Raw genomic sequence first — 12,404 nt, 5'->3', positions numbered from 1 at the left:
GGCCATCGCCCGCGGGTACGAGAGATGTTGGATGCAGCCTGCGGGCTGCGCACCGGTTGCCAAGGCGCACAACGCCCTTTGCAAACCGGTATCGCAGGAGAGAGATGCGTGAGCGAAAGTCTGGTCATCCGACTGGGGACCAATAAACAACAACCCGTGGCCTGGCTGGTCTGGTCCGGTCAGGAGCAGGAGATCATCGCCTCCGGCACCCTGCCTTCGGCCGATGCCCTGGGCGAGCTGCAGGAGCGGGCCGGTGGCCGCCCCGTGGTCACGCTAGTGCCGGGCAGCGATCTGATCTTCCGGCGCGTCACCCTGCCGGGTCGCTACAACCGCCAGTCGGCGGCGGCCCTACCCTACCTGCTGGAGGAGCAGATCGCCTCCGATGTGGACGAGCTCCATCTGGTGGTGCTGGCCCACGAAGGGCAACAGGTCGACCTGATGGCGGTGGATCGGCAGAAGATGGCCGAGTGGCTCGGCTGGCTCGATGCCGCTGGCCTCAAAAGCCTGCAACTGCTGCCCGATGTGCTGGCGCTGCCACAGGCCGCGGATGGCTGGTCAGCCCTGCAACTCGGCAGCGAGTGGCTGGTACGCCAGGGCCCTAGTCAGGGGATCGTAGCCGACGAGCCGCTGCTGGCCATCTTGCTGGCGACTGAAGCGGAGCCGGTCACCATCCACAGCCACACACCGGTGCCCGCCATTGCCGCCGCTAACTGGCAGGCGGCGGAGCCCGAGCTGCCCATGCTGCTACTGGCCAAAGGGGCCCTCACCTGCCGCGCCAACCTGCTGACCGGCCCCTACCGGCCGCAGACCGAATATGCCCGCTACTGGTTGCAGTGGCGCAAGGTAGCCATCACCGCGGGTCTGTTGCTGCTGGTGGCCCTCGGCCAGCGCGGGGTGCAGCTCTATCAGCTCACCGAGCAGGACAAGGCCCTCAAGGCGGAGATCCGTGCCGTCTATACCCGCATCTTCCCGGGTGAGAGCCGCATCGTGAACGTGCGCAGCCAGATGAACCAGCATCTGCAACAGATGGGACAAGCCCCGCAAAACGGCGTGCTGCTGATGCTCACCGAGCTGGCCCCCACCTTTGCCGAAGTACCCGGCCTGAAACCACAGGTGATGCGCTTTGATGCCAGTCGCCGCGAGCTGCGGCTGCAGGTGACCGCCCCCGGCTTTGCCGAGATCGAGCGGTTCCGCGAGCTGGCGGGCAAGCAATTCGAGGTACAGCAAGGCGAGGTGCGCAGCACCGAGGGCAAGGTAGAGGGCGCACTGGTGCTCAAGGGTAAATCATCATGATGGAAAAATTGCAGAGCTGGTGGCACGGCATCACAGCACGGGAACAGCGGCTGGTGGTCACGGGTAGTGCCTTGTTGCTGGTCGGTCTCTTCTACTGGAGCGTCTGGCAGCCCATCGCCAACCGCATCGCAGAGCGGGAGCGGCAGGTGCAGAACCAGCAGCAGACCCTCGCCTGGCTCAAGGAGAAGGGTGAAGATGTGCTGGCCATGCAGGGTGGCTCGGGTCGCCAGATCGACACCAGCGGCACCCTGGAAGGGGTGGTCAACCGCACCGCCTTCAACCACAAGATCAAGATTGCCCGGCTGCAACCCCAGGCGCAGGAGCTGCAAGTGTGGATCGACACGGTCCAGTTCGATGACTTGCTGCTCTGGCTCTCCACTCTGGTGGAGCAGCACGGCATTCAGGTTCAAATCATAGAGATCGCCCGCGAGGATCTGGCCCCGGGTCTGGTCAAGGTCAGACGTTTGCAGTTGAGTCGTCCACAATGACACATCCCATTGTCACACCCCGCCCGCTGCTGATCTCTCACCGCCATGTAGCCGGTGCGCCGGGCCGGGTTTCTCTCTTGCAGTTGAGTCGTTTCCTATGAAAAAACGCATCCTGATTGCCAGCCTGTTTCTGGCCGCCTATCTGGTATTCCTGCTGGCCACCCTGCCCGCGGCACTGGTGGCTCGCCATCTGCCGCTGCCTGCCAACATTACCAACCTGCTGAAACTGGAAGGGGTGAGCGGCACCCTCTGGAGTGGCCAGATTGCCCGACTGCAATATGCCAGCGAATCGGTGAACCAGCTGCGCTGGGATCTCAACGGCTGGTCGCTGCTGCGCTTCGCCCCCGAAGTAGCCATACGCTTTGGCGATCGCAACGGACTCAATGGTCAGGGCGTTGTCGGCTGGAATGGCGCCGCCTTCGGCCGGGATCTGACCCTCAACGCCCCCGCCCCCTGGTTGCTGAGCCGGGTGCCGATGCGCCTGCCAATCCCGCTCACCGTCAGCGGCCAGCTGCAGCTCAAAGTGGAGCAATTTGCCCAGGGCAACCCCTGGTGTGACAACCTCTACGGCAACCTCGACTGGTACAACGCCAGCGCCGATACCCCTGCGGGCAAGCTGGATCTGGCTGACCCCGAGCTGAAACTCACCTGCCTCGACTCCAAACTGGTGGCCGAACTCAAGCAGGGCTCCGATGCGGTGCAGACCATGGGTCGCCTCGAGCTGCAACCCAATGGCCAATACTTGTTCCAGGGCACCCTGAAACCGGGCCCAGAACTGCCACCGCAGATGCAGCAAGGACTCCCCTTCCTCGGCCAGCCCGACAGTCAGGGCCGCTTCCCCCTTCGCTATCAGGGGCGGATCTAAGCCATCATTCAAGGTGAAAATGGCTCAGGGACAACCCGAGCCATTTATATCGTCCATGTGACGTGTCCGTTGAAATACCAGATACGGCAGATACAAAAAAGCCCAAGCGATTGAATCGCTTGGGCTTTCTCTTTGAATATGGCGGAGGAGGTGGGATTTGAACCCACGGATGGTCGCCCATCGCCGGTTTTCAAGACCGGTGCATTCAGCCGCTCTGCCACCCCTCCGAACGGCGTGCATACTACGCTAAGCCCTTGTTCATATGCAATACATATTTCCTGTGGGATAGTGTGCGGGAGCAAAATGGCAGGTGGCTTGAAATTGTTCCTCGTCATCCCTATTTGTTCTACATACAATGCGTAAACATGCAGTAACAAACAGCGATCACGAGGCGGCTGCTCGCCGTCTCACCCGGACATCAAGAGGACACCCAAGATGGATACCCGTTCTATCTACACTGGCACCCAAAGTGCCGTACGCGATACCAACAAGGTGCTGCGTAACACCTATATGCTGCTCTCCCTCACTCTGGGCTTCTCTGCCGTGGTGGCGGGGGTCGCTACCGTGATGAACATGCCGCCGCTGCACTGGGCCGTGTTCCTGATCGGTGTCTACGGTCTGATGTTCCTGACCGAGAAGAATCGCAACAACGGCATGGGGCTGGTCTTCACCTTCGCCCTGACCGGTCTGCTGGGCTATAGCCTGGGCCCCATCATCAACATGTACATGAACAATGGTGGTGGCGAGATCGTGATGACCGCCCTTGGCGGCACCGCGCTCACCTTCTTCGGTCTGTCGGCCTATGCCCTGACCACCAAGCGTGACCTCTCTTTCATCGGCGGCATGCTGTTCGTCGGTTTCTGGGTACTGCTGGTGGCCATGATTGCCAACATTTTCCTGCAGATGAGCGCCCTGAGCCTGGCCCTGTCCGCCATGTTCATGCTCTTCTCCTCCGGTGCCATCCTGCTGACTACCCAGCAGATCGTGCGCGGCGGCGAGACCAACTACATCTCCGCCACCGTCACCCTGTATGTCTCCATCTACAACATCTTCCTGAGCTTGCTGAGCCTGCTTGGCGGCAACCGCAACTAATCAGAAACCCCGCTTCGGCGGGGTTTTTATTGGCTCCTCTTTCTGTCAGGATAAGTTGTAAATCAAGGATATGAAGCGAAGTGGCCCTGATTTGGATCAGGGCCACTTCGCGCTTGGCGAGTTACTATCTCGCTCTCGTTTCGATCAAGGGTTTCACCTGTCTCATGCCGATGGATCTCTCTGGCCTGCTGCGCCGACTGCTGATTGATAGTCACATCGATTTTGCTTCGCTCAAGGGTGGTGCCTAGCATGCCCATGGAATTCTCCGGTTTGTTACGCCGACTGCTGACCGATAGTCACATCTACTTCGCCCTCAAGGTGCTGCTGGCCATTCTCGGTCTGCTCGCCTTCACCCTGGCCACCGGCAATATCCAGCTCACCGTGCTGCTCTCTCTCGGGGTAGTGGCGGGCGCCATCGCCGAAACCGACGACAGCCTGTGGGGACGCCTTAAAAACCTCGCCATGACGCTCATCTGCTTCATGTTTGCGTCCCTCTGTGTGCAGTATCTCTACCCCACCCCCTGGCTGTTTGCCATCGGGCTGGCCAGCTCCACCTTTATCTTCGTGATGGTGGGGGCGCTCGGTGCCCGCTATGCCACCATCAGCTTCGGCTCGCTGCTGATCGCCATCTACACCATGCTGGGCGCCGCCAAGGCGCCGGATCTCTTCTACCAGCCGCTGGCCCTCGGCGCCGGCGCCCTCTGGTACGGGCTGGTCTCGTTTATCTGGCTCTGGCTGCTGCCCTACAAGACCCTGCACGAGCAGCTGGCCCAGAGCTACTTCGCCCTTGGTCGCTACCTGCTGGAAAAGTCCCGCTTCTTCCCGGCGGACGAGCACGGCGCCCAGGCCATTCGCCACAATCTGGCCCAGCTCAACATCAATCTGGTGAGCGCGCTGACCCTCACCAAATCGGCCCTCAACGCCCGCCTGAGCCGCCGCCATCCGGCGAGCCCGGAGCTTGCCAGCCTGCTGCGCCTCTATCTGCTGGCGCTGGAAATTCACGAGCGTGCCACCTCCAGCCACTACCCCTACAGCCGGCTGGAAGCAGAGCTCAAGCAGGGCATCGTACTGGAAGGATTTCAGGAGGTGTTTCTGCAACTCTCCGAGGCGTGCCAGCGGCTCGGTTACGCCATTCTGGTGCACAAGCCCTACGCCCATAACAAGCGCATTCACTGGACGCTGGAGGCCCTTGGCGATCAGCTGGAGTTCACCAATCTCAAGCAGCACTACCCGAAAACCCTGCTGACGCCGATGAAGTTCCTGCGCCGCAATCTGGCCAGCATCAACCAGTTGCTCGGTAGCGCCGAAGTGCTGCAAAACCCCGAACAGCCAGAGCAGGAGCTGCCCGCGCTGGCGCGCCCGCCCCGCCTGCCGCTGCTGGCCCAACTCAAGCAGCACCTCACCTTGCACTCCATGGTGTTTCGCCATGCGCTGCGTTTGTCACTCGGGCTGGTGATCGGCTACGGCATACTGCAAGCCTTTGATCTGGAAAAGGGCTACTGGATTTTGCTGACCGTGCTGTTTGTCTGCCAGCCCAGCTACAGCGCCACCCGCCGCCGACTGGTGCAACGGATGCTCGGCACCTTCGCCGGCATACTGGTGGGTATTCCGGTGCTCTGGCTCTTCCCCGAGCTGCACGTTCAGTTGGTGGTGATGGGACTGGCCGCCTTCCTCTTCTTCACCCAAGTGCGCAACAACTACAGCGCCGCGGTCTGCTTTATCACCCTCTACGTGCTGATGGCGTTCAACCTGCTTGATGGCATCGGCTTTGCCATTCTGGGGCCACGGCTGCTCGATACCCTGCTCGGCTGCCTGATCTCCTACGGGCTGGTGGCCTGGCTCTGGCCGGACTGGCAGTACAAGCGGCTGCCAACGCTGATCGCCAATTCGCTCTCAGCCAACGCCCGCTACCTATCGGCGGTGCTGGCAAGCCTCAAGCAGCAGCGGGACGAGTCCATCGACTATCGGGTGGCGCGCAAGAGCGCCCATCTGGCGGACAGCGAGCTGGCTACCGCCTGGCAAAGCATGCTGGTGGAGCCGCAAAAGCGCCGCCGCTTCCTCGATCTCTGCTTTACCCTCACCTGGCGCAACCACGCCCTGCTCTCCTACATCTCGGCGCTGGGGGCTCATCGCGACAAACTGGAGGCCATCAGCGGGCTGGATGAGGTGCGCCACCATATCTGCCACACCCTGGAGCAGGCCGCTGGCCATCTGGCAGGCAACCCCTCCAGCTCCATCGGCGGTCAGTGCCCCCTTCTTTGCACGGACAGCAGCCCGGACAGCAGCGAGGAGCAGCTGATGCTGACCCAGCAGCTCAACCTGATCAGCGAGCTGGCGGATCAGCTGCTGCATCTGGCCAACGAGAGCCGGTTGCTCACCGGGGATCAAGGCGCTACCATGCCCGCCCAATCCTGATAGCCCCATTAGCGAGGAGCCCCCATGTCTGCGTCCGAAAAACATCAGCTGGAATTCAACGGCCAACTCATCGAGACCGATGCCAAGGGCTACCTGCTCAACAGCAACGACTGGAGCGAGGAGCTGGCGCTGGTGCTGGCTGCGCAGGAGGGGATCACGCTTGAGGAGCCGCACTGGGAAGTGGTGCGCTTTGTGCGCGCCTTCTATCTGGAGTTCAACACCTCCCCCGCCATCCGCGCGCTGGTCAAGGCAATGGAGAAGCAGTACGGCCCCGAGAAAGGCAACAGCCGCTATCTCTACAAGCTGTTCCCGGAAGGGCCAGCCAAGCAGGCGACCAAGATTGGCGGCCTGCCCAAACCGGTGAAGTGCATCTGATCCCATGCATCTCATCCCATAACAACGGGGGGCCGCAACTGCGGCCCCCCGTTGTTTTTGATGCGCTACCTTCGCGCACCTCCCATTCATATATCTCAGGCTGCCAGCCAGCCTTATTCCCGCTTGTCAGCCAGCGCCACCAGCTGCTCCGCCAGCCGATGACCGTGCAGGTAGGAGGCGATCAGCTCGCTATCTGCCTTGCCGATCTCAATCTGCTGATACCAGTGCTCCAGCATGGCGGCAAAGCCGCGCTGGGCCAGCACCGGCTGCCAGTCGCTGGGGCTAAGCATCTGCGCCTGCTTGTCGCGGGCGATGCTGCCGCGGGTGCAGTTCTCAAGGTGCAGGGAGAGGTTGTCGCCGTAGGCATCGATGCGCTCCTCGGTGATCCCGGCGCTGCGGTTCATGCTGCCGCTGATGGCGCGATCGCCGCTCTGCCAGCTGACGCTTACCCCGGCCAACAGGCTGTGGTCCTTCGCATCCGGTCGCAAGACCGCATGAAAGTCGCCGCCCGGCACGCTGCCATAGAAACAGAGGCTGTCGAGCACATGGATAAAGTCGTCGAACATAAAATCCCGCGCCTTGCCCGGCAGGGCGAAGCGGTGTTTCTGCCAGTTGAGCTCGGTAAGCGGCTGGGCCCGCGCCTCGGCCATGGCGGGCAGATAGCGGCGGTTGAAGCCGGTAAAGAGGGGGCAATCTTGCGCGATAGCGAGGTTGGCCAGCGCTTCTGCCTCGGCCAGATTGCCGCACAGGGGCTTGTCGACAAAGGTGGGGAGCCCTGAGCGCAGGCACTGCTCGGCCAACTCGCGGTGAACGGCGGTGGCGGCGTGGATCATCACGGCATCGGGGCGGCTGGCCAGCATGGCCGCCACATCGGTAAAACACTCGGCGATCCGATACTGGCGGGCCAGCTTTTCCAGCACTGCCGGATTGCGGGTGCAGAGCAGCGGGGTGACCCGCTCATCGCTCGCCAGCAGCGGCAGATAGGCTTTTTGGGCGATATCCCCCAGACCAATCATGGCAATGCGCATCTCAACTCCTTTTCACTCGATAACGGGACAAGCGGATAACTGCCCGCACCATCGCAGGATTTGTCCCGCAGATCCAGCCTGCCGTTAGCAAACTGGCTGGCGTGTGCAGTTCTGTGCAAACGGCGACGTTATTTGGGCATGGCAAGATCGCAGACCGACTTGATCACCTCGGCCAGCCACTCGATGGCGAGATTGCCCTGACTTTTGCGGTGTCTGCCAACCACCACCTCGAACTGCTGCGGCGCCCCGGCCAGCTCCAGCATGCGAAAATCGCCGAGGGTGGCGACGGCCGATGGAATGCAGGCCGCCACGTCATTGACCGACATAAAGGCTTGCAGCGAGGTGTAACAGGGGAGCGTCGCCACCGCCGCGCTGGCAACCTGCTGCGGGCTCATCTGCCCTTCGAAATTGCCGACGCTGTTGGCAAACTGCACAAAGGGGATGGCCGCCAGATCCTGCGGAGCGTTGTCCGGCAGATATCGGGAGTCGCGGCGCAGCACGCAGCAGTAGTGATCCCGGCGCAGGGTGGTGCGCAGCAACCCCGGGTCGAGATAGGCATCAAAGCCAATCACCAGATCGACCTCGCCGCTGGCCAGCGCCTCCAGATGCAGCTCGGCCTGAAAGTCCACCACATCGAGCCGGATGGAAGGTGCCTGAGTGCGCAGGGCGCTTGCCAGCCTTGGGATAATGGCGAGCTGGGCATATTCGTTGGCCATCACCCTGAAGGTGCGCTGGCTGCTGGCGGGATCGAAGGGGGCAGCCACAAAGACCCCGTCGATATCGGTCAGGATCTGCTCGAACTTGTCGGCCAGCTGGCAAGCGTAGTCGGTCGGCTGCAACCCGGCGCTCTGGCGGATAAAGAGCTCGGCGGGAAAGAGATCGCGCAGCTTTTTCAGATGGCTGCTCACCCCCTGTTGGGAGATCTCCAGCAGCTCGGCCACCCGCGACACGCTCTTGTATCTGACCAGCAGCACCAGCACCCTCATCTGCCTGATATCGATCTTCTCCACCCTCACCTCACCAATTTCAGTTGTATCACATACAAATCACTCATGATTTACATTGTATCAGTAGCTCTCTAACCTTGCAGCTATTCCAGCAAAGCGAGGTTAACGATGAAAACAGTCATTCTGATTGGTGCTCAGGGGAAAATGGGGCAAGCCGCCCTCAGTGGTCTGGGCAAGCACAAGGTCATTACCGCCAGCCGCTCCGGCGAGGGGTGTGATTTTCAGGTGGATATCACCAGCCGAGAGTCTATCGAACGGCTCTACCAAAACGTGGGTTCCTTCGATGCAGTGGTCAATACCGCCGGCTATTGCGAATACGCCCCCTTTGGCGAGCTGAGCGACGAGCAGTGGCAAACCACCATCCAGAGCAAGCTGATGGGGCAGATCAATCTGGTCAATATCGGCCTCAACTACATCAATCAGGGGGGATCCTTCACTCTGATCTCCGGCATCCTCAATATCAAGCCGATCCCGCTGGCCATTGCCGATGCCACCACCAGCGGCGCCATCGATACCTTTGTCCAGTGCGTGGCCCACGAGCTGCCCCGTGGCATTCGCATCAATGTGGTCAACCCGACCGTACTGGAAGAGGCGTGGGACGTATATGGCGAGATGATGCCGGGCTTCCAGCCGGTGCCGGGCGCCCTGGTCGGCAAGGCGTTTGAGCGCTCCGTCGATGGCTTTATTAGCGGCCAGGTGCTCTATGTCGATGCCTGATCCGGTTCAGGTGTGATCCCAATGCCTTTGTAATTCCTTTTCGATGTTTTTCCTCTTCCCCGAAAGCTCTGCTCTCGGGGCTTTTTCTATAACGGGGGGCAGAACAGCAGCAGAACGGGTTTCGTATTGAGCCCATTTTGGCTACCATGCCGCACTTCACGAAGCGACAAAGGCAAGGACGCGATGAGCAACAAGACACTGCAATCCCTCTTTCACTACAAACGCTGGGCCGATAGCGAGCTGCTGGATGCCATCGCCATGCTCGATGCGCAGCAATATGGCGAGGCCCACCACACCTGCCTCAGGATCTTCAACCATATCCATGTGGTCGATGCCATCTTCAAGGCCAGTCTGCTGGGGGAAAACCATGGTTTTACCGCCACCAATACGCCGGAGACACCGACCCTCACCGCCCTGCGCAGCGCAGTCACCAAGCTGGATAACTGGCTGGTGGATTACGTCGCAGCGCTGAGCCCGCAAGAGGGGGCAACCCCGCTCTCGTTTCACTTTGTCGATGGTGACAAGGGGCAGATGAGCCGCGATGAAATGCTGCTCCATCTGGTAACTCATGGCGGCTATCACAGGGGAGCCATCGGGCGGATTCTGGTGCAGTGTGGCATCACGCCGCCGCGCGATACCCTGACCACCTTTTTGCATCGCAGCGAACCCGGGCGGAGGGGTGATGCGCCTCTGGCAGAGGGCGGGACCCGCCCATGATACGCGCCTGCCTGCGGCTCACACCGCTGCTGCTGATTTGGCTACTAAGCGGCTGTGCCGCCGCCATCGATCACTACGCGGGGCGCTTTCGCAACACCCTTGTATCGGAGGAAACCCGCGCGACCATTCGCGCCGAGCTGGGCGAGCCCCAGCATTGCCAGCAGGCCGCCTTTCTGACCGAGGATAAGGTGCAGGGCTGCGATCGCTTTACCGTGCTCGGCAAGATCCACAAGCGCGCTGACGGCAATGGCCAGGCCACGGCGAGCGCCGTGACATTGGGGCTGGGGGAGCTGATCCTGGTGCCGATGACAGTAGCCGGGGTCGCGGCGGACTACACCCAGCGCCACACCATTACCGTCTATTACGATCGGGACGAACACTACCTGTTTCACACCCTGCAGAACGCCAAGGGGCAAGAAGTCAGGCAGTAGGTTGCCATCGCCCATGATCCGTCTTGACTGTATCTCAAACCAATATGGCCCGAAGAGAGCTGACATTTCACAAACCACATGAGAGCCCCTCCCGTCACTAATAAAAAACAACTTGATAACAGATTTTAAAAGGCGAAGCTTTTCTGATGGTTACATCACTTTTGCTCTCGCTTGCACAGCTTCATTTGGCTTATCATAGCCACTCGATACCTATAAGAACGCATAGATATTGCCTCTTCTGATAATCAGGTCATATAAGACACAGCAATTGAAGTGAATTAATGCATTGAGCGCTGATAATCAAAAGCTGCCAGCGCTAATGCGTCCAAAGTCAATAGCTGTCGATATTTTACCGCCCCCGAAGAAGCTTCGATGCCGACTTTATTGGTATGTCTAAATCTCGCTATTAAATAAAAATGGCAAGGAATAGCTATGGATAAATCGTTTCGTCTTGCGCCTATCAGCTGTGTGCTGATCGTGGCTGTTGGTTGCAGTTCTCAGCAGATGCAGAATTTCAAATCTACTGTCAATGACATTGGCAAAGATTACGGTATGCCGGTTCTTTGTGGGGCTGGCATTATAGCCGGGGGCGCTGCAGGCTACGCGCTCAACGGAAAGAAAGGTGCTGTTGCAGGGGGTGCCATCGGGGGGGCGCTAGGCTGTGCTGCAGGTTATATGTGGCAGTCACGGCTACAAGAGCTTGACCGGATAGCCAAGGAAGAAAATCTCAACATTGCCACCGAGAAACTGACCGTTGCCGAGCCATCTGCAGTTACGGGAGTGCCACAGGATGCAGGACTGGTAGCTCAGATACCCGATTCCGGCATGTTTGCAATTGGCTCTGCTCAATTGACAGAGAGCGGTCTGCGAGTGGTCACAAAACTGGCCCAGCTCTATTCCAAACCCGCCGCCGCTGACGCCTCGAATGCGCGCCGCATTCTCCTCGTTGGCCACAGTGACGCCACCGGCCCTGCAGAACTGAATCTGCGACTGTCCGAGCAACGGGCAAGAGCCGTCGGCAAGATCTTGGTCGCATCGGGTATCCCGGCCTCTTCCATTTATTATCAAGGTGCTGGTTCTTCTCGCCCTATAGCAGACAACAGTGATCCCTTGCTTCGCGGTCAGAATCGCCGGGTCGAAATTGTAGAACTGGCAAACGAGCAGGCCTTGGTCATGCGAGCCCAATCCGAAGAGAGCAATACCCGATATCTGCGTTATGGGACTTCCGAGACCGCCAAACCTCGTGTGGCTGCGACCAGACCTGCGGCTCAGTCCGCAAGCGGTTCAGGCAAGGTGACGACCACGTCGCAAACAGCACCTCGTCACACAACAGCCAAGCAGAGCGCTCCAGACACCAGCATGACCAAGGCCGCCCCCAACGCCAAGGCAGCGGTGGACTTCGGCGGCAAGCCTGCTGAAACCTATCAGTGGAACATGGCTCAGAACATCAAGCCCAAAGCGAGCGGTTTTGCACTCATTAGCAGCGCATACGCAAGCGACATGCCGATGTCGAGCTGTGAGGCAGATAAGCCGCGCAGTGCTGGCCAGGTACTGAGCATGGCGGACGACAAACCTCTCCCACGTCATGCCACCAAGGAGTACATGCCCGGCTATAACAATCGTGTCTGGGCCAATACCGTCAACGGCCACCTGGTGACTGTTTCTCCGGTTTCCATCTTGCGTGACAACGCCAAGGTCGATCGTCAACCGATCCTGCAGGTGGTTCAGGGTTACAAATCTTCGAATCAGAAGAAGCCTCAAACCCTCAAGGCAGTGGCCAACACCTATGAGGGAGAAAGTGAAGTGCTTTACCGCCTCTTCACCAGCGATCCCAAGGCATCTGTGTCCTGCATGGATCTCGTGTTCAGCAAAGGCAACGCCCAGGTAAGCCAGGGAGCCCTGTTCTATCCAGCAGGTTCCGAGGCTTATGTTGCCTCCTACAAGCCCATTCCCGCCACCCATTCCAAATAAGAATA

General features: G+C 60.0%; 12 protein-coding genes and 1 tRNA gene. 10 read left to right on the top strand and 3 right to left on the bottom strand.

All coding sequences use genetic code 11. The annotated features are described in order from the left end of the window. Nucleotides 1–108 precede the first annotated feature (108 nt). From exeL to exeN, 3 genes are all read left to right on the top strand, one after another. On the top strand, nucleotides 109–1,293 hold the full coding sequence (gene exeL, locus AB5Y90_RS16005; protein ID WP_179903417.1) for a GspL family type II secretion system protein ExeL: 1,185 nt from the start codon (nucleotides 109–111) through the stop codon (nucleotides 1,291–1,293). Next, a complete protein-coding gene (gene exeM / locus AB5Y90_RS16000) occupies nucleotides 1,290–1,781 on the top strand; it encodes a GspM family type II secretion system protein ExeM (protein ID WP_368167223.1) in 492 nt (163 codons plus the stop codon). The genes exeL and exeM overlap by 4 nt, the downstream gene beginning before the upstream one ends. 97 nt (nucleotides 1,782–1,878) lie before the next feature. Beyond that, nucleotides 1,879–2,646 (top strand): GspN family type II secretion system protein ExeN, encoded by a 768-nt coding sequence (exeN, locus tag AB5Y90_RS15995; RefSeq protein WP_368167222.1) that lies wholly within the window; start codon nucleotides 1,879–1,881, stop codon nucleotides 2,644–2,646. Nucleotides 2,647–2,785: 139 nt separating this feature from the next. On the opposite strand, the gene AB5Y90_RS15990 is transcribed toward exeN, so the two are convergent. Further along, a tRNA-Ser gene (locus AB5Y90_RS15990) sits at nucleotides 2,786–2,873 on the bottom strand. A 208-nt stretch (nucleotides 2,874–3,081) separates the two neighbouring features. Between AB5Y90_RS15990 and AB5Y90_RS15985 the strand changes: the two genes are divergently transcribed. From AB5Y90_RS15985 to AB5Y90_RS15975, 3 genes are all read left to right on the top strand, one after another. Beyond that, on the top strand, nucleotides 3,082–3,738 hold the full coding sequence (locus AB5Y90_RS15985; RefSeq protein WP_005338308.1) for a Bax inhibitor-1/YccA family protein: 657 nt from the start codon (nucleotides 3,082–3,084) through the stop codon (nucleotides 3,736–3,738). A gap of 249 nt (nucleotides 3,739–3,987) precedes the next feature. Next, nucleotides 3,988–6,153 (top strand): YccS family putative transporter, encoded by a 2,166-nt coding sequence (gene yccS, locus AB5Y90_RS15980; protein ID WP_118854162.1) that lies wholly within the window; start codon nucleotides 3,988–3,990, stop codon nucleotides 6,151–6,153. Between the two features lie 24 nt (nucleotides 6,154–6,177). After that, a complete protein-coding gene (locus tag AB5Y90_RS15975) occupies nucleotides 6,178–6,528 on the top strand; it encodes a TusE/DsrC/DsvC family sulfur relay protein (RefSeq protein WP_019446869.1) in 351 nt (116 codons plus the stop codon). Nucleotides 6,529–6,641: 113 nt separating this feature from the next. Here AB5Y90_RS15975 and AB5Y90_RS15970 read toward each other — a convergent pair whose 3' ends face one another. Both AB5Y90_RS15970 and AB5Y90_RS15965 read right to left on the bottom strand, forming a co-directional pair. Next, nucleotides 6,642–7,556 carry a Gfo/Idh/MocA family protein gene (locus tag AB5Y90_RS15970; protein WP_270819239.1) on the bottom strand — a complete coding sequence of 305 codons (915 nt, stop codon included), beginning with the start codon at nucleotides 7,554–7,556 and terminating at the stop codon, nucleotides 6,642–6,644. A 128-nt stretch (nucleotides 7,557–7,684) separates the two neighbouring features. Continuing rightward, on the bottom strand, nucleotides 7,685–8,566 hold the full coding sequence (locus AB5Y90_RS15965; protein ID WP_270819238.1) for a LysR family transcriptional regulator: 882 nt from the start codon (nucleotides 8,564–8,566) through the stop codon (nucleotides 7,685–7,687). Nucleotides 8,567–8,671: 105 nt separating this feature from the next. On the opposite strand from AB5Y90_RS15965, the gene AB5Y90_RS15960 reads away from it, so the two are divergent. From AB5Y90_RS15960 to AB5Y90_RS15945, 4 genes are all read left to right on the top strand, one after another. Beyond that, the gene (locus tag AB5Y90_RS15960; protein ID WP_270819237.1) at nucleotides 8,672–9,280 is read left to right on the top strand and encodes a short chain dehydrogenase; all 609 of its coding nucleotides are present in this window, start codon (nucleotides 8,672–8,674) and stop codon (nucleotides 9,278–9,280) included. A 183-nt stretch (nucleotides 9,281–9,463) separates the two neighbouring features. Continuing rightward, a complete protein-coding gene (locus AB5Y90_RS15955; protein ID WP_368167220.1) occupies nucleotides 9,464–9,997 on the top strand; it encodes a DinB family protein in 534 nt (177 codons plus the stop codon). Continuing rightward, on the top strand, nucleotides 9,994–10,428 hold the full coding sequence (locus AB5Y90_RS15950; protein WP_100646506.1) for a hypothetical protein: 435 nt from the start codon (nucleotides 9,994–9,996) through the stop codon (nucleotides 10,426–10,428). Before AB5Y90_RS15955 ends, AB5Y90_RS15950 begins: the two co-directional genes overlap by 4 nt. 432 nt (nucleotides 10,429–10,860) lie before the next feature. Continuing rightward, nucleotides 10,861–12,399, top strand: a complete 1,539-nt coding sequence (locus tag AB5Y90_RS15945; RefSeq protein WP_100646507.1) for an OmpA family protein — start codon at nucleotides 10,861–10,863, stop codon at nucleotides 12,397–12,399. The last annotated feature ends 5 nt before the right edge of the window (nucleotides 12,400–12,404 follow it).

The sequence above is a fragment of the Aeromonas sp. R4-1 genome, from assembly GCF_040908325.1.
Taxonomy (GTDB): domain Bacteria; phylum Pseudomonadota; class Gammaproteobacteria; order Enterobacterales; family Aeromonadaceae; genus Aeromonas; species Aeromonas veronii.
The sequence above is the reverse complement of the archived record's forward strand: the minus strand, read 5'-3'. Positions and strand labels throughout refer to the sequence as shown.